A 16,873-nucleotide genomic window follows, 5' to 3' on the forward strand; every position below is an offset into this window, starting at 1 on the left:
CTATTGTTTTGGCGTTTGCGGAATTTCTGCGTCCGCTTTCAATTCGCCATTCTTTTGTTCCGTTGAAAGACTGATCGAAATAAGCTTGCGCGCCTCGTCGTCCGCACGACCATCTGCGTGACGGAAGACATACCAGACGCCGTCGGGCTCGCGCTTCTGATAGACCACACCATCGCCGATACGGTGCGAAAAGCATGTCTTCACCGGAAACTTGCCCTTTTCGGTGTGCCAGTCAGCCTTGAAGCACATCCGCCCGGTCTCGGTAATCATCCAGCGACCTTCCGCCCAGGCTTTGCCCTTCTCGCCATCGACGCGCGCCGTAAAACGGCGATCCGTACTCACCATCTGGCCGGAACCGTCGGTCCACTGCCAGTTTTTGTCGCGGTAGAGCACATAGATTTCAAACGGCGTCATCACGCGCGTCCCGGCGGGAATATTATCGCCCGGCATGGTGGCTGCATCGTTGGCGCCTGCCGCGAGACCCGTCATGGCAGCCGTCAGTGCCACAAATGCCAGAGCCAGCTTGCTCCGGCGGTTAAGAGAGCGGCCAGCATCAAACATCGATAGTTTCATTTGATCCTCCCACAATTTTAAGATTGCGCGCGCCCGCCTGGGGTTCTTGTGGTTGGCGGACGCGCGCCTGCGGCAGCAAGTTTGTTGGTTTTATTTCCTGCCGCAGATGAACGGGGCGACCGATGGTCGAAACACGAAAGCCAAGCCTTTCGGCCATCGCCCGGGAAAAGACATTTCTGAGATCGACGAGAACAGGCTGGTGCATCAGCCGCTTCATGCGAACGAGGTCGAGCTTGCGGATGCTGTCCCATTCGGTCACGACAACGGCGGCGTCGGCATCGGCCACACAGTCATAGGCGTTCTCGCAAAACTCCACATCGCCGAGGATGCGACGTGCATTTTCGATGCCGACCGGATCATGCGCCTGAATACGGGCGCCAAAACGCTGCAAGGTTTCGATCAGCGGAATGGACGGCGCATCGCGCATATCGTCCGTATCGGGCTTGAATGTCAGCCCGAGCACGGCAATGGTTCGACCCTCGATATCGCCGCCAAGCGCATCCATGACCTTCAGCGCCATGCGGCGCTTGCGCGCTTCATTGGCTGTCACGGTTTCCTCGACCAGACGCAGAGCTACGCCATGGTCCTGCGCGGTGCGCAGCAACGCAATCGTATCCTTCGGAAAACAGGAGCCGCCATAGCCGGGACCAGCATTCAGAAAACTGGTACCGATCCGCTTGTCCAGCCCCATGCCCAAAGCCAGATCAGAAACGTCGCTTCCAACTTCCTCGCAAAGATCGGCGAGTTCGTTGATGAAGGTGATCTTGGTGGCGAGGAAAGCATTCGCCGCATATTTGATCAGTTCGGAGGTGCGGCGCTGCGTCACCACGATGGGCGTCTGGTTTGCTTCGAGCGCCGCGCTATAAAGCGCGACCAGAAGCTTGCGTGCGCGCTCGTCCTCCACGCCGATCACGACGCGGTCGGGTTCCAGAAAATCACGAATGGCGACGCCTTCGCGCAGAAACTCCGGATTGGATGCAACCGAGAATGTGCCGGGCTTGCGCACAGAGCCGATGATCTTCTGCACCACATCGCCGGTCCCGACCGGAACGGTGGATTTCACCACAACAACCGTGTTGTCATCAATGAGCGGCGCAAGTTCACGCGCCGCCATATAGACGAAAGACAGGTCCGCATCGCCATGGCCAGCCCGTGCAGGCGTGCCGACGGCGATGAGCACAAGCTCAGCGCCTTTGACGGCTTCGGCCAGATTGCAGGTGAAGCTGAGACGGCCGAAGGCAAAGTTGCGTTCGACCAGTTCGTCCAGCCCCGGTTCGTAAATAGGCACAACGCCGCGTTCCAGTCCCGTTATCTTCTGCGCATCCTTGTCCACGCAGACGACCTCATGTCCCCAGGCAGCGAAGCAGGTGCCGCTGACCAAACCGACATAACCCGTTCCAATCACAGCGATCTTCATAATAAGTCCCGCCTCTTCGCTAGTTGTTTTCGTTGTTGGACCCATTGGACGGTGTCTCACGCCAACGTGGGTTGAATATCGTTCTGTGAACATCTCGCCCGCCGACGCCTGCTCCAGCGACTGAGAACCGGTCTTCAAACAGGGTGAAACTCTTCGTGCCCCAGGCCAGCGCTTCGATGCCATCGCGTCCGCGTTCGGCAGTGGTGATACCTGTCACAGCCACGAGCACCATGAAGCTGCTGGCCAAGGCAGAGCGGTAGAACCCGCTCTTCGCACGCACCTTGTTTTCGCGGGCGTGCTGCACGATGATGACCACCATCAACATGAGATAGGCGCATGTGTTGATGATCGAGAATGCGTAGAAGCCGCGTATCTGGGCCGCGTCCTGCACCAGCAAAACCGGCAGGATGGAAAGCAGCGCGATCAGGCCATAGGGCGCCAGCAGACGAAACGGAACCGGATCGACTTCCGAAGCGCCTTTGGGCGTGACACGAAAATCAACGAATGAACCGGTCATCCAGTCGCGGATCGCAGCGAGTGTTCCCGCCATGGCCCACGGCCACCGTGCGAGCAGAAACAATGTGGCTTCCCAGCTGAATACCTTGGCGTCGACAGGACGGAAGGTCTTGCTTGACCGCCACCACAACGCCAGCAACAGCATCATGACCGACTGCGGCAGGAAATGGAGCAGAAAGTCGGGATAAGTCACGCTGACGAAATTGTCGCCGGAAACCAGAATGATGATGGGCAGCAGGAAACCCAGCAGCAGAAAGAAGGCGTAGAGTGGATACCACAGCTGCGAAAACAGAAACTGGAACTTGAGACGCAGCGGCAGGCGACCAATCAGCTTCGGCGTATACTGCAACAGCAGCATCACCAGACTGCGCGACCACTGAAACTCCTGTGTTACCAGATCGCCGAACGTCCGTGGACCGTCGCCATGCGCGATGGCATCCAGGGCATGGACACCGCGCCAGCCATGAGCGTTCATGAAAAGCGTGGTCGAGTGATCTTCGGCCGGCTCTGGTCCAAGACCGCCGATTTCCCTTAGCGCAGCCGTCCGCACTGCATAATGCGAGCCGATGCAGAGCGGGGCAAAGCCGCCATTGTAACCGGCCTGCAGGGAGCCATGCATGCTCGCCTCGACATAAAGGCGTCCGCGTGCCGACCAGCTTTCATGCGCATTTCGGTCGCAGATGCTCGGTGCTGAAACATACCCGACTGCTGGGTCCGCGAACGGACGCAGAATATTGTAGAGATAATCGGGCTCCGGCACATGATCGGCGTCGAGCTGCGATACGAAGTCATAACGGTCATAACCGTAATGATCGTAGAAGAATGCGAGATTGCCTTCCTTGCAGCGTGTACGGCGCGGCCATGTCTGCCGGTGATAGTCTGCACGTCCCTTGCGCGTCGATACGAATACGCCATGTTCGCGGCACCAAGCCAGCGTGGATGGCGACGGGTCTTCGTCCGCAAGCCAGGTATCGTGTGGCACGGTCTGCGCCAACATGGCCAGCAAGGTTTCCGCCACCACTTCAAACGGCTCGGATGGTGCCTTGGTAACCACCATTGCAACCCGGCTGCCTTCCGGCAGTCGCAGCGAGCCCGTCGGTCGCGAGGCATGAAAAAAGATCAGGATGAAATAAAGCGGCAGTATGGTCACCCAGGCCAGCAGCGCCGTGACCAGAATAGAACCAACGAGGTGGACGTGCTCGGCGCTGATCAGCCACCATTGCCAGAAATAGGCGATAGCCATGGCCCATGCGGTGATGCCGATGATATATTCCACCCGCTTGCGGCCCGTGAAAATCGGCGTCAGCAATGGTTCCTGATTATCTGCGACAGGAGCGACCCGAGGCGTTTTCATGATCGCGCCTCCAGACCGAAGAACGGAGCAGCGGTACGAATAATCGTATCGAGATCGGAATGAAGTGTCCTGAAGCCTAGCTTTTCTGCAGCTTCAGCCGGGTCAGCGTAGAGTACTGGCGGATCACCTGCCCGGCGTGCGCGCATTTCGACCGGCACTTGACGTCCCGTCACCCGCCCGATGGCATCGACGATTTCCTTGATTGACGTGCCGCGCCCGGTTCCAAGATTGAGAATCAGATTACCGCCGCCATTCACCAGATGTTCGACAGCCAGTACATGGGCCCGCGCCAGATCGACTACATGGATATAGTCGCGAATGCAGGTGCCGTCCGGCGTATCGTAATCATCGCCGAAAACTTCAAGCACATCAGCGCTTCCCGCAGCCGCCAGCATGGCGCGCGGGATAAGATGCGTTTCGGGATCGTGCTTTTCGCCCAGTTCCCCGTCGATATCCGCGCCGCACGCGTTGAAATAACGCAGCGCCGCATAACGCATCCCATAGGCTGTCGAATAATCGGCAAGCATATGTTCTGCGATCAGCTTGGTTCGCCCATAAGGATTGATCGGACGCTGCACCTCGCCTTCGCGGATCGGCAGGCGATCCGGAATGCCATAGGTCGCGCAGCTGGATGAGAAGATGATCGGACGACCGCCCGTCAAACGGCAAGCTTCCAGAAGCGATTGCGTGCCGCAGACATTGTTCTGGTAATATTTGGCTGGGTCGGTGACGGATTCACCGACATAGGCCGAAGCCGCAAAATGAATGACTGCAACAGGATCATAGGTCTCAATCGCTGCGATGAGCTTTTCCTGCGAGAGAATATCGCCTTCGACGAATTCGCCCCAACGTACCGATGCCTTGTGACCGGTCGACAGATTGTCATAGACGACCGGGGAAAATCCGTGCCCGGCCAAAAGCTTGGCCGTATGGCTACCGATAAAGCCAGCACCGCCGGCAACGAGTACGTTTCGCCTGGTCATCATGCCACCTCAACAAGCTCTCCCGAAGGTCGGACCAGCTGGCGCTCAAAGTAGGAAATCGTCGACTTCAGCCCTTCGGTGAGGGCAATCGCCGGTTCCCAGCCAAGCTCGCGCTTGGCAACGGTGATGTCCGGGCGACGCTGACGCGGGTCATCGGTTGGCAGCGGACGTTGTACAATCCGCGATGACGAACCGGTCAAAGCTATGATCTGTTCTGCCAGTTCACGCACCGTGAATTCGCCGGGATTGCCGAGATTAACCGGCGTGTGAATGGCAGGCTGACTGCCCATCAAGCGGCAGAAGCCTTCGATGAGATCATCGACATAGCAGAAGGAACGCGTCTGGGAGCCATCGCCGTAGATGGTGATGTCATCGCCCTTGAGGGCTTGCACGATGAAGTTGGATACGACGCGGCCATCATCCGGGCGCATGCGCGGACCATAGGTGTTGAAGATACGCACGATGCGAATATCGACGCCGTATTGCTTATGGAAATCGTAGAACAGGGTTTCAGCCGACCGTTTGCCCTCGTCATAACAGGAGCGCGGACCAAACGAATTGACGTTGCCCCAATAGGATTCCGGCTGCGGATGCACCTGGGGATCACCATAGACTTCAGATGTCGAAGCCTGAAAAATCCGTGCCTGATAATGGGCGGCCAGTTCCAGCAGATTGAGCGAGCCGATAACGCTCGTCTTCATGGTGTGCACCGGATCGGCCTGATAATGCGGCGGCGAAGCCGGGCATGCCAGATTGTAGATTTCATCAACCGGCAGATCGAGCGGATGCACAATGTCATGGCGAACGAAGCTGAATGTGTCATAACGCAGCAGATTGCGCAGGTTTTCGATACGCCCCGTGGAAAAATTATCGACGCAGATAACGAAATTGCCTTCGCGCAGAAGCCGCTCGCAAAGATGCGATCCGAGGAAACCCGCACCGCCAGCAACAAGAATCCGGCGTGTCGGCATACGTTCTGCAAATATACTCGAAGATTTGAAGATGATGCTCACAAAAACCTCCCGCGATACTCATCCGGTTTATGTCAATTCTTCAAATGCAAAGGACATCCCCCAGCGTCCACATAGCAGCGGCCACTTTGAACATTGTTTTCGGATGCCCTTTATTAGATGATTGACGATAACCGCACGGACTGGCTCTGTCGTTAGCGTAGAATCCTGAAACTTATCCGCGCGTCCAAATCTTCATAGAAACGAGACGAAAAGACTTTTCTGCCGAGAAAATTGAAATGCAGGCGATCTTAGCCCCAAGAATTGACAGTGAAAGGTCCCGAAGCCGCTCGTTAATAACCACCGGTCCGGGAGCATCTGGCGTTTCATGCAGTTCGCGTCAGATTTAGCTTGGTTTATGAAAATAAGTCATTGATGCGATTGCGAGGTTCAGCTAGAAACGCGGCAGAACAGGCTTTCAGCCGTCCAGTTTGCACCCGTAGCTCAGCTGGATAGAGTGCTGCCCTCCGAAGGCAGAGGTCACAGGTTCGAATCCTGTCGGGTGCGCCATTTTCCAGATAGCTCTAAAATTTGCTCAGGTCGGCTGTAGCCAGCCGTCGATACCTTCGGCTGCGGCAACGCCCATTGCGAAACAGGCCGTCAGAAGATAGCCCCCAGTGGGCGCTTCCCAATCTGCCATTTCACCCGCAACAAAGATGCCGGGCATTTTCCGCAGCATCTGCTTCTGATCAATCTCATCCCACACGATACCGCCAGCCGAAGAGATAACTTCTTCGATCGGTCGGGTACGCAGCAGCGGAACGTGCAGCGCCTTGATGGCGTGTGCGAGCTTATCAGGATTTTTATCCCGTAGAAATTCCGCGACAAGCGCTGCCTTCACACCGGTCAGGCCAGCGCCCTTACGCAACAGATTGCCAAAGCTTAGCTTGCGGTCGTGCCGTTCCAGATCAGCTTTCAGACGCTGGACACTACGCCCTGGTGCAAGATCCAGCACCAGATCAGCCTGCCCGTTTGCCGCCAGGGCGTCTCGCAAAGCTGCGGCATGAGCATAAACAAGGCTGCCTTCGACCCCCGTCTTGGTGACAACGAATTCGCCCTGAGTCGTACCGGCAGCGCTCGTGATGGTGACGGATTTGACTGGCTCGCCTGCAAAACGGCTCACCAGATGCTCACTCCAGGCGACATCAAACCCGCAATTTGCGGAGCGCAACGGCGCAATCGTAATGCCCTTCTCGGCAAAATGCGGGACCCAGGCGCCATTTGAACCGAGTTTCGGCCAGCTTCCGCCGCCAAAAGCAAACAGCGCAGCATCGCATTCCACTGCTTCATGGCCATTGGCCGCTTCCACAACAGGAGTATTGCCATCAAAGCCCACCCAGCGATGGCGCGTCAACACCCGCACGCCTTGCGCTTCCAGACGACGGCCCCACGCGCGCAGAAGCGGTGAAGCTTTCATCGCCTTTGGAAACACCCGATCCGAGGAGCCCACAAAGGTTTCAGCGCCAAGCCCGTCAGCCCAGTCGCGCAATTCATGAGGCCCAAAGTTTTGCAGCATTGGTAGAAGCCGGGCATTGGCCGCGCCGAAACGGGTTGCGAAGACCGCAAAATCTTCCGCATGGGTAATGTTGAGGCCGGATTTTCCAGCCAGCAGAAATTTCCGTCCAACGGTCGGCATCTGCTCATAGACGGTCACGGCGTATCCGAGCGCGGATAGTTTTTCGGCTGCAATCAGTCCGGACGGACCGCCGCCGAAAACCGCGATGCGGCGGCTACCCATAACTGTCTTGCCGGAACGTCGACCTCAAATCCATCAGTCCTGCTTCTCCAGCATTTCCTTCACAGTCGTCGCCAACTGCTTGAGCGAGAACGGCTTTGGCAGGAAGCCGAACTTGGCGTCCGCAGGCAGATTGCGGGCGAAAGCGTCTTCCGCATAACCGGAAACAAATACGAATTTGATATCCGGATAGGTCTTGCGGAGTTCACGCAACAGTGTCGGGCCGTCCATTTCGGGCATAACCACGTCGGAAACGACGATATCCACCTCGCCGCCCAGCTCTTCCATGATTTCCAGCGCTTCCACACCGGAAGCCGCTTCATGCACCGTATAGCCGCGCGACTGGAGTGCGCGCACGCCGCCCATACGCACGGCATCCTCGTCTTCCACGAGCAGAACCGTGGCGGAACCGGACAGGTCGGTTGCCTTTTCGACCTTCTTTTCCTTGACTGCAACAGGCGTGTCTTCGGCGCTCGTCTCCACGATGAGGCGCGGCAGGAATATCTTGAAGGTCGTTCCCTTGCCGACTTCGGAATCGCAATAGATGAAGCCGCCTGTCTGTTTGATGATGCCATAGACCATCGACAGGCCAAGACCGGTGCCCTTGCCCACTTCCTTGGTGGTGAAGAACGGCTCGAAAATCTTCTCCAGCACATCGGCTGGAATGCCGGTGCCGGTGTCTTCCACCTCGAAGACGACATAGTCGGCTTCTGGAAGATCGCGATAATTGAGCTTTGCCGCTTCATGGACAGGCACGTTGCGGGTCCGCAGCGTGATTGCACCGCCTTCCGGCATAGCATCGCGAGCATTGACAGCGAGATTGACGGCAACCTGTTCGAACTGGCCCAGATCAGCTTTGACCGGCCACAAATCGCGACCATGATCGATCTTGAGTTCGATATCCTTGCCGACAAGGCGCGCCAGCAACATGCGCAGATCGGCCAGAACATCGGTGAGATCAAGCACTTCCGGACGCAGCGTCTGGCGGCGCGAGAACGCAAGCAGCTGGCGCACAAGCGAAGCCGCGCGGTTGGCGTTCTGCTTGATGTTCATGATGTCCGGGAAAGACGGATCAGATGCGCGATGATTGGTCAACAGCAGGTCCGAGGACATGATGATCGCCGTCAGAACATTGTTGAAGTCGTGCGCGATGCCGCCGGCAAGTTGACCGACAGCCTGCATTTTCTGGCTCTGCGCCATCTGGTTTTCGAGCGCTTTCTGCTCCGTCGTTTCAACGGCGGAAATGATTGCGGCTTCTTCCGACGATTCCCCGCCCATATCACTGACCGGGCTCATATAGAAACGAATATGCCGTTCCTCATTGCCCGGAAGCACCGTGTCGACGGGTGAAATGCTGGCCTGCCCGGCAAAGGCCGCAGCCAGTGCCTTGGTGAAAACCTCGCGGTCGCGTTCGTGTACGACATTTTCGAGCTTCACGCGCCGGTCGACGGAATCACGATCCACGACTGACGAGAAAATGTCGAGGAAGCGCGCATTGGTGCGCAGCGTGTGGCCTTGCGCATCGACGGCGGCAATGGCCATCGGCGCGGAATTGAAGAAGCGCGTGAACCGCACTTCCGCCGAACGCAGCGCTGCGGATGAATCATCCCCCTCCGCACGATCCAGAACGATGGTGCGGCTTGTGCCGCGCGTGCCGTCGCGCGCCGCCTGCACTCGATGATAAAAGCGCACGGCGAGGCTCTGGCCGTTGCGCTTGATGAGATCGAGATCGATCACCGTGTTGCGGCTGGTGCCAGGTTCGGCCTTGACGGCCTTGATAAGTGCCATGCCGCTGCCCGCAACGATCTCGTTGAGCGTCAACGAACCCGGTGTGAAGGCCGTGAGATCCACGCCCAGCCATTCCGCCAAAGTGGCGTTGAGATAGATGATGCGGCCCGACGGATCGGCGGAGAAGAAGCCTGCCGGTGCATGATCGAGATGGTTGATCGCTTCCTGCAATTCCTGAAAGAAGCGTTCCTGTTCGGCGCGTTCCTCCGAAATGTCGGCAATCTGCCACGCGACGAGCGGGCCTTTGTAATCCTGACCTGCTTCGATGGGGCGAGCCTTGATCCGATACCAGACCGGAGCCAAAGACCCGTGCGCCTCGCGCGATAACCCGCCGGAGAGCCTCACTTCTTCCTGCCCAGAAAGACCGTCGCGCACTGCATTTGTAAGACGGTAGATCGCGTCGGATGCTGCCGGTTCCGCCGTCAGAACATTGTCGAGCGAGCGGATGCCGTCCGCAGTGGCGACGCCGGTCATATTGGCATAGGCCTGATTGGCATAGACGATCTGACCGCGAGAATCGGAAATGACCGTGCCTTCCGGCTGCGAATCCATGAAGGAACGCGCCAGATCCTGCCCGCCTTTCCGCTGGCTGAACTGTATGAGGCCTGTGGTCGCGCCCAGAAGATAGAAGACGCCGACCATAGATAGGATGCCCATCAGGATGAGCGCGAAGCCATCGCCGATCCGGTCGCGAAACAGGAAATAGACAACCGCCAGCCCGGTCAGCAGGAGGCCGACGATCAGCAGACGCAGCGCGCCGCTGGAATTGCGCTTCGGTGTGACGAGCGGTTTCGGATATGCGTTGTCCGTCTGTCGAGACATCAAGCCCACCGACCTTCCATGCTGCATGACTGTTCTCCGCACGCAACGACTGCGCCGCGCATTGTTTCAATCAGCCAAGACGTCTTTTCACTCATTAAGCAATCCGATCCTGTCGCCACCCATTTCCTTACGCGTTCTTCCTAAACGATCGCGCAGTGGGGCGAAACGCCATGCATCTGGGTATATCCGATTCGCAGAATGCGTTAATCGGCGAGCAGCACAAGCGTTGCTACACGGAAACGGTGTAAACTGGGGCGTTTTTCACTGTTTTGGTTGGGGATCATAGATTTCCCGTAATTCAATGGAACATTCCCAAGGCTTGCAAATTCAATTACTGTCCTGAAAATGCAAGTTACGCGATGATGCGGAATGTCGGGGGATGCGCAATCTCCGTTTCATCAGCGTTTTTCGAATAGTGAATTTAAGAGGGTATCCGCATGAAGGAATGGCTCAGCGGCATCGTTGGAGAAAGCGCGGCTAATATTGTCGGCTTTGTGCTTATATTTGCGATCATTCTCGGCGGAATTTTCGTTGTCTTGAGTATTATCCGCCGTTTCAGCGGCGGCAGCTTCACATCGAACGGGCGGTCGCGCCAGCCCCGCCTTTCCGTCATGGATGCCGCGGCGGTGGATAGCCGCCGCAAGTTGGTTCTCATTCGACGCGATGATGTTGAGCACCTGCTGCTCATCGGCGGACCGACCGATGTGGTGGGCGAACAGAATATCGTCATGGAATCACGTGCGCATGCCCGCGTGCAGACCTCGCGCATCGAGCCGGAACATATCGAGCGCTTTCGCCAGCACGAGGCGACGATTGCCAGCGATGTAAGCGAGCGCCCTGCTCTGTCATCACATAACTCCGCGCCAGAATCAGCGCCGGAAAAGGATGAAGCGATCCAGCTCAGCTCGGCTATCGAGACGCCGGTCTATCGCAAGCCGGAACCGCCGAAGGAAGAGCCCGTTCGGCAGGAAGCCCCGCAGGTTGTTGCGCCACGTGTGTCGCCACGCCCCCCACTGGCACCGACTGTTGCTCCCGCGGCCCCGCAGGCACCTGCCCGCCCTCCGGTCGCACCACCTGTACAGGCAGCACCGCAGAACCGTCCGCAACCGCGACCCGCACCAAATTATCCGCCGCAGCCCCGCACCGTGCTTCCAGTCCAGCCGCCGCAGCCTTTGCAGCCGCCTGCACGCGCTCATCCTGCCTATCCGCTTAGCCAGGTATCGCGCGGCGTAGTCAGTTCCACGTCGAACTTGGGGACCACCGCCGCGACAGCTGGCGCTGCTGCTGCAACGGTCGCCGCGGCAACTCTCGGCAGCATCGTGCCGGAGCGTGAACCGGCTTCCGCACCAACAACCGCGCCTACACCGCCGCTTGATGTAACCAGCCCATCCGTTTCGTCCACCGTAACGCCGGATTTTACCAATATAGCCGAACCGAAGCGTGTCGAGCCGGAAGTGACGGTCGCAGCACCGGTTCAATCGACACCGGCAACAGGAACGGAAGACGATGGCCTCGAAGGACTGGGCGGTGCATTGCACGACGCGATCATGGCCGATCTTGAAACAGAAGCTGCGCCGGTGAAGGAAGAAGCGTCTGAATCGGAAACGGATCTGACAGCTGATTTCTTCGAGAACGAACTTTTGAGCTCGCTCGACATCTCGGCAGCCGACGACACGCCTTCGGATGACATCGAAGATGAGATGGAAAAGCTTCTCGGCGAACTGACGAAAAACGAAACCCGCCCATAAACGAGCGCTCGTCGTTTCGCCATCCACGCGCCAGCGGTTATGCCGCTGGCGTTTTCGTTTTAGGAACATACAAAACAAAAGGCTGCGGTTGCCCGCAGCCTTCGAAATTTCTCAAACCAACGTTATGTTCTTAATCGTCGCGATAAACTTTTTCACGACGCTCATGACGTTCCTGCGCCTCAATAGACAATGTCGCGATTGGGCGTGCATCCAGACGCTTCAGGCTGATGGGCTCGCCGGTTTCTTCACAGAAACCATACGTGCCTTCGTCAATTCGGCTCAAAGCCGCATCAATTTTGGAAATCAGCTTCCGCTGTCTGTCGCGAGCCCTAAGCTCAATTGCCCGGTCCGTTTCGGAGGATGCCCTATCCGCCAGATCGGGATGGTTTGCATTTTCCTGCTGTAGCGCATCAAGCGTTTCACGCGCTTCGCGCAGAATATCATTTTTCCAAGCGATCAGTTTCGCTCGGAAGTAAGACTTCTGCCGTTCATTCATGAACGGTTCGTCTTCAGTGGGCCTATAGTCAAGGTCGATTAATTCACTCATTCTGAATCACCCCACATCTAGGAGACGCGTGCGGTTATATAAGTCCATCGTCCAGTCGACACAACATCAAAGAAACGTATCCCACTACTTTTTAGTGCATCAATTTTGTGTGTATTTGCAAAAAATTTGTGCAAATAAGGCGTCCCATAGATACGCCGCCCATTATGTCTGCAGGATGACGGCGGCGATTAAATTTAGATTGCAATGGGAAACATGAATTCACAATTTCAGATTTCGTTGCTCTATCATGCCCAATAAATCGGCATAAATCCGCTGTGAACAACGTCAGGCAACGGTGGAAAATTACACCTCACAGCACAGCGAGCGCGCATTCTAACGAAAATCATGGCAAAACATCCGTGTAGCCACGTTCGGGACGGTATGATGAGTCGATTGCTTCTCCTACGACATGCCAAAGCCCTCTGGGCAAAGCCCGGAATGAAGGATTACGACAGACCGCTCGATGTGGAAGGCCAGACCGCGCTCGATCGGCTCGCCCAAGCGATGCGCGCAGCAGACCTCGTGCCTGACCGTGTGGTGCTGTCCGGTTCCTGCCGCACACGGGAAACGGCCTCCGGCCTGCTGACGAGACTGGGCGTGGAGGTGGAAACCATCATAGACGACGAAATCTATAGCGGCGGCGCGGCAGAATATCTCCGATCCATCCGCGCGCATGGCGATGTCGAAACGCTGATGCTGGTCGGACATAATCCGAGCATGGAAGATCTGGCGCTTGCATTGTGCGCCAAAGGCGACCCGGACAGCCTCGACCGGCTGCATGCGGGTTTTCCCACCGCCGCGCTCGCCACCATATCCTTTCCAGAAAAGCTGAGCGATCTCAGCCGCGAACACGGATTTCTTGAAAGTTTTCCGCAGCCATGAGCTCTGGACAGTGGGCCTGCCGCGCGCTCTTCTTGCGAAACAGGTTCCTCATCTTATTTATAGCGTGAATTGGGTCTCACCCTGCGAGGACATCATTGGCAAAGCTTACCAGTATCGGCGATGAAGCCAAAATCGCGCTGGACACATTGACGGAACGTGCGACCGGGCTTCTTTCTCCGTCGCTGCGCCTCGGTGTGACGGGCCTGTCCCGCGCCGGTAAAACGGTTTTCATCACCGCACTGGTCCATAATCTTGTTCATGGCGGCAGACTGCCGATGTTCGAAGCTTATAAGTCGGGGCGGATTTCCCGAGCGCTTCTGGAGCCGCAGCCCGACGACGCTGTTCCGCGTTTTCAATATGAAGAACATCTCTCGGCCCTTATCGATGAGCGCATCTGGCCGGATTCCACGCGCGCCATTTCGCAGCTTCGCCTGACTATTGAGTATGAAACCGCATCGGCATGGGGACGCTGGCTGTCGCCCGGACGACTTTCTGTCGATATTGTCGATTATCCGGGTGAATGGCTGCTCGATCTGCCTCTGCTCGGCAAGAGCTATGCCGAATTCAGCGCGGATTCTTTCGCGCTCGCCAACGAACCGACCCATATCGATCTGGCCCAGCCCTGGTTGGCGGAAGCTGCCTCGGTCGATCCGACCGAAAAAGCGGACGAATTGACGGCGCAGCGGCTGGCAAAAAGCTTCACCGCCTATCTGCGGGCAGGCAAGGCTGACGAACGTGCCTTGTCCACCCTGCCACCCGGACGGTTCCTGATGCCCGGCGATCTCGACGGCTCTCCCGCGCTCACCTTTGCACCACTGCCCAATCTTGCACCGGAAGACATTAAGGCCGGATCGCTCGCCGCCATGATGGAGCGGCGCTACGAGGCCTATAGAACCTATGTCATAAAGCCCTTTTTTCGCGAACACATTGCGCGACTGGACCGCCAGATCGTGCTGATCGACGCGATGCAGGCCATGAATGCCGGGGGAGCAGTGGTCGCGGACCTTGAACGTGCACTGACAGACATTCTGTCCTGTTTCCGGCCCGGACGCTCCAATCTGCTGACCGGCTTTATCCAGCGCCGCATTGGGCGCGTTCTGGTAGCCGCAACCAAGGCCGACCATCTGCATCATGAAAGCCATGATCGTTTGCAGGCGATTGTCCGCCGTCTTGTGGAACGCGCCATCGAGCGCGCTAACTTTTCAGGCGCTGATATCGATGTTCTGGCCATGGCTGCGGTGCGTGCAACGCGGGAAGCGACCGTCACACAGGGAAAAGAGGTTCTTCCCGTCATCGTCGGGACACCGCTCAAGGGTGAGCGTATCGATGGCGAGATATTCGACGGCGAAACAGAAACGGCTATATTTCCCGGTGACTTGCCAAAGAATCCTAATGCGATTTTTGAACAGGTTTCCACACCGGATGATCCCGCCATTCGCTTCGTACGGTTCCGCCCCCCGCGCCTTGAGCGCACCGCCGAAGGTGTGACGCTGTCGCTCCCCCATATAAGGCTGGACCGCGCCCTTCAGTTCCTGATCGGAGATCGTCTGGCATGAGCGATGACACACCGCGCAAACCGACCTCCTTCAAGGTTGATGCTCCGCCACGCGCAAAACCCCTCCCGGAAGCTCCAGACGAGACGCCACGCCGACCTCGTGCCGTCAAGGATCTGGAGCAGATCGTCGTGGAGCCCGATATTTTCGAACTCAGCGACGAAGAAGCCGCCGAACTCGAAATCCTTGATCCAGCTTTCGAAGCGCCCAAACGCAAAGGCTGGTTCAGCGGATGGTCGCTCGGAAAAATCCTGACCGGCGCCTTGGGTATTCTGGTGTCCTTCACCATCGGCATCTGGACGGAAGACCTTATTCAGGCGCTATTCGCCCGTGCCGACTGGCTTGGCTGGACCGCACTGGCAGTGGCGCTCGTCGCCCTCGCCGCGTTCATCGCCATCATCACCCGGGAATTGCTAGCCCTGCGACGGCTCGCCTCCGTGCAGCATCTGCGCAAGGATGCAGCAGACGCCGCCGAGCGTGACGATATGGCTGCCGCCCGCAAAGCTGTCGATGACTTGCGCGCCATTGCAGCCAATCTGCCGGAAACGGCGCGTGGACAGCTCCTCGATAGCTTGACCGACGACATTATCGACGGGCGCGACCTGATCCGGCTTGCGGAGACGGAAATTTTGCGCCCGCTCGACCGTGAAGCGCGCGCCCTCATTCTCAACGCATCGAAGCGCGTATCGATTGTGACGGCGATCAGCCCGCGGGCGCTTGTCGATATCGGCTATGTGATTTTCGAATCGGCGCGGCTCATTCGCCGGCTGTCGCAGCTTTATGGCGGCAGACCGGGCACACTGGGCTTCATCAAGCTCGCACGGCGCGTTCTTGCCCATCTGGCCGTCACCGGCACACTTGCCATGGGCGACAGCGTGATCCAGCAGCTGGTCGGTCAGGGTCTGGCGTCGCGGCTGTCGGCCAAACTCGGCGAAGGCGTGGTCAACGGCCTCATGACAGCGCGGATCGGCATAGCGGCAATGGACGTCGTGCGCCCCTTCCCGTTCAACGCCGAAAGACGCCCCGGCGTCAGCGATTTCATCGGGGATCTGGCCCGCGTCAATTCCGATAGAGCCGCTGCATCGAAGCCCGACAAGGCATCAGCGCGTAAAACACAGCAATGAGTTTTCGGGAAAACAGACCGACTTTCAGCCCGATGAAAACCAAGCGTTAACCATTCAAGACGATTATTAGCAGACAGAAATCCTGCATCAGAATCGAGTGATCTGGTCGTTTGGCACAAACCTGTTTCGATGTTGCCCACCCAGTCCGATTGTTTCTGATATTGCCGGTCATTCCGGCTTTTTGCAGCGTATGACACGACATTCGGTCGTGACATGCTGACCAACAATGATTAGGAATAGCGTCCAGTTGAGGTCGCAAATTCCGGGACAGAGCCGACTATGAAGAATTGCATCGCTGCCTGCCTGACGCTGCTGCCCGTCTCGCTTTCCGCTGCGCCGGTTCTGGCCGCAGACAAGGACAAGCAGTTTTTCCAGACGATCGAAGGCCAGTGGTCCGGCCCCGGTGAAATCGTTGCCGGCAAGTACAAGGGCACCAAGTTCGTCTGCAATCTCGCTGGCTCCACGCCGGATGATGCGGTGGGCATGACGCTGGATGGCACCTGCCGCGTCGGTGTCTTTTCGCAGCCTATGAAGGCGACCGTTACCCGTGTCGGCTCCGGTTATTCCGGTAAGTTCAACGACGGTTCGGAAGGCAAAGGCCTCGACGTAACGTCGGGTTCCGTCAGCGGTAACAAGATGGTTTTCGGCCTCAATCGCAAGCAGCTGAACGGCGCCATGCTGGCTCGTGTTTCCGATCCGAACACGATGAATGTCACCGTGTCCGTGCGTGTCGAAAAAGAACTCGTTCCGGTCATCGGCATGAGCCTTAAGCGCATTGATAATGTCGCTGTCGGCAGCATCGCCAAGAACTGATTTTTACA

13 protein-coding genes and 1 tRNA gene are annotated in these 16,873 nt (G+C 57.6%); 6 read left to right on the plus strand and 8 right to left on the minus strand.

Annotated features, from left to right (window positions below; all coding sequences use genetic code 11):
* Genes JAU75_RS02235 through JAU75_RS02255 form a run of 5 tightly spaced genes read right to left on the minus strand, consistent with a single transcriptional unit; the run spans position 1 to position 5,856 of the window.
* A complete protein-coding gene (locus JAU75_RS02235; protein ID WP_199054234.1) occupies positions 1 to 573 on the minus strand; it encodes a DUF995 domain-containing protein in 573 nt (190 codons plus the stop codon).
* Positions 554 to 1,990, minus strand: a complete 1,437-nt coding sequence (locus JAU75_RS02240) for a UDP-glucose/GDP-mannose dehydrogenase family protein (protein WP_199054236.1) — start codon at positions 1,988 to 1,990, stop codon at positions 554 to 556. The genes JAU75_RS02235 and JAU75_RS02240 overlap by 20 nt, the downstream gene beginning before the upstream one ends.
* A gap of 19 nt (positions 1,991 to 2,009) precedes the next feature.
* Positions 2,010 to 3,860, minus strand: a complete 1,851-nt coding sequence (locus JAU75_RS02245; RefSeq protein ID WP_199054237.1) for a glycosyltransferase family 2 protein — start codon at positions 3,858 to 3,860, stop codon at positions 2,010 to 2,012.
* Positions 3,857 to 4,843: a UDP-glucose 4-epimerase GalE gene (gene galE, locus JAU75_RS02250; RefSeq protein WP_199054238.1), complete on the minus strand. Its 987-nt coding sequence runs from the start codon at positions 4,841 to 4,843 to the stop codon at positions 3,857 to 3,859. Before galE ends, JAU75_RS02245 begins: the two co-directional genes overlap by 4 nt.
* Positions 4,843 to 5,856: a UDP-glucuronic acid decarboxylase family protein gene (locus JAU75_RS02255; RefSeq protein WP_371836098.1), complete on the minus strand. Its 1,014-nt coding sequence runs from the start codon at positions 5,854 to 5,856 to the stop codon at positions 4,843 to 4,845. The genes galE and JAU75_RS02255 overlap by 1 nt, the downstream gene beginning before the upstream one ends.
* 430 nt (positions 5,857 to 6,286) lie before the next feature.
* Here JAU75_RS02255 and JAU75_RS02260 point away from each other — a divergent pair.
* A tRNA-Arg gene (locus JAU75_RS02260) sits at positions 6,287 to 6,363 on the plus strand.
* A gap of 25 nt (positions 6,364 to 6,388) precedes the next feature.
* Here JAU75_RS02260 and JAU75_RS02265 read toward each other — a convergent pair.
* Both JAU75_RS02265 and cckA read right to left on the minus strand, forming a co-directional pair.
* On the minus strand, positions 6,389 to 7,591 hold the full coding sequence (locus JAU75_RS02265) for a TIGR03862 family flavoprotein (protein ID WP_199054239.1): 1,203 nt from the start codon (positions 7,589 to 7,591) through the stop codon (positions 6,389 to 6,391).
* Between the two features lie 33 nt (positions 7,592 to 7,624).
* Positions 7,625 to 10,198: a cell cycle histidine kinase CckA gene (cckA, locus tag JAU75_RS02270; RefSeq protein WP_199054240.1), complete on the minus strand. Its 2,574-nt coding sequence runs from the start codon at positions 10,196 to 10,198 to the stop codon at positions 7,625 to 7,627.
* 437 nt (positions 10,199 to 10,635) lie between these two features.
* On the opposite strand from cckA, the gene JAU75_RS02275 reads away from it, so the two are divergent.
* Positions 10,636 to 11,946 carry a flagellar biosynthetic protein FliO gene (locus JAU75_RS02275; protein WP_199054241.1) on the plus strand — a complete coding sequence of 437 codons (1,311 nt, stop codon included), beginning with the start codon at positions 10,636 to 10,638 and terminating at the stop codon, positions 11,944 to 11,946.
* Positions 11,947 to 12,076: 130 nt separating this feature from the next.
* On the opposite strand, the gene dksA is transcribed toward JAU75_RS02275, so the two are convergent.
* Positions 12,077 to 12,493, minus strand: coding sequence for an RNA polymerase-binding protein DksA (dksA, locus tag JAU75_RS02280; RefSeq protein WP_119041654.1), 417 nt, complete (start codon positions 12,491 to 12,493; stop codon positions 12,077 to 12,079).
* Positions 12,494 to 12,877: 384 nt separating this feature from the next.
* On the opposite strand from dksA, the gene JAU75_RS02285 reads away from it, so the two are divergent.
* The 4 genes from JAU75_RS02285 to JAU75_RS02300 all read left to right on the plus strand — a co-directional run bounded on the left by JAU75_RS02285 (position 12,878) and on the right by JAU75_RS02300 (position 16,865).
* On the plus strand, positions 12,878 to 13,375 hold the full coding sequence (locus JAU75_RS02285) for a histidine phosphatase family protein (protein ID WP_199054242.1): 498 nt from the start codon (positions 12,878 to 12,880) through the stop codon (positions 13,373 to 13,375).
* Between the two features lie 95 nt (positions 13,376 to 13,470).
* A complete protein-coding gene (locus tag JAU75_RS02290) occupies positions 13,471 to 14,931 on the plus strand; it encodes a YcjX family protein (protein ID WP_199054244.1) in 1,461 nt (486 codons plus the stop codon).
* Positions 14,928 to 16,052, plus strand: a complete 1,125-nt coding sequence (locus JAU75_RS02295; protein ID WP_199054247.1) for a TIGR01620 family protein — start codon at positions 14,928 to 14,930, stop codon at positions 16,050 to 16,052. The genes JAU75_RS02290 and JAU75_RS02295 overlap by 4 nt, the downstream gene beginning before the upstream one ends.
* Positions 16,053 to 16,331: 279 nt before the next feature.
* The gene (locus JAU75_RS02300; RefSeq protein ID WP_199054249.1) at positions 16,332 to 16,865 is read left to right on the plus strand and encodes a hypothetical protein; all 534 of its coding nucleotides are present in this window, start codon (positions 16,332 to 16,334) and stop codon (positions 16,863 to 16,865) included.
* The last annotated feature ends 8 nt before the right edge of the window (positions 16,866 to 16,873 follow it).

The sequence above is a fragment of the Ochrobactrum sp. Q0168 genome (genome assembly GCF_016427605.1).
Taxonomy (GTDB): domain Bacteria; phylum Pseudomonadota; class Alphaproteobacteria; order Rhizobiales; family Rhizobiaceae; genus Brucella.

What these genes read in the sequence shown, in the direction of transcription:
- galE (WP_199054238.1), bottom strand. Translation starts at nt 4,843, where the DNA reads ATGACCAGGCGAAACGTACTCGTTGCCGGCGGTGCTGGCTTTATCGGT.
- JAU75_RS02240 (WP_199054236.1), bottom strand. Translation starts at nt 1,990, where the DNA reads ATGAAGATCGCTGTGATTGGAACGGGTTATGTCGGTTTGGTCAGCGGC.
- dksA (WP_119041654.1), bottom strand. Translation starts at nt 12,493, where the DNA reads ATGAGTGAATTAATCGACCTTGACTATAGGCCCACTGAAGACGAACCG.
- cckA (WP_199054240.1), bottom strand. Translation starts at nt 10,198, where the DNA reads ATGTCTCGACAGACGGACAACGCATATCCGAAACCGCTCGTCACACCG.
- JAU75_RS02265 (WP_199054239.1), bottom strand. Translation starts at nt 7,591, where the DNA reads ATGGGTAGCCGCCGCATCGCGGTTTTCGGCGGCGGTCCGTCCGGACTG.
- JAU75_RS02245 (WP_199054237.1), bottom strand. Translation starts at nt 3,860, where the DNA reads ATGAAAACGCCTCGGGTCGCTCCTGTCGCAGATAATCAGGAACCATTG.
- JAU75_RS02295 (WP_199054247.1), top strand. Translation starts at nt 14,928, where the DNA reads ATGAGCGATGACACACCGCGCAAACCGACCTCCTTCAAGGTTGATGCT.
- JAU75_RS02275 (WP_199054241.1), top strand. Translation starts at nt 10,636, where the DNA reads ATGAAGGAATGGCTCAGCGGCATCGTTGGAGAAAGCGCGGCTAATATT.
- JAU75_RS02285 (WP_199054242.1), top strand. Translation starts at nt 12,878, where the DNA reads ATGAGTCGATTGCTTCTCCTACGACATGCCAAAGCCCTCTGGGCAAAG.
- JAU75_RS02300 (WP_199054249.1), top strand. Translation starts at nt 16,332, where the DNA reads ATGAAGAATTGCATCGCTGCCTGCCTGACGCTGCTGCCCGTCTCGCTT.
- JAU75_RS02235 (WP_199054234.1), bottom strand. Translation starts at nt 573, where the DNA reads ATGAAACTATCGATGTTTGATGCTGGCCGCTCTCTTAACCGCCGGAGC.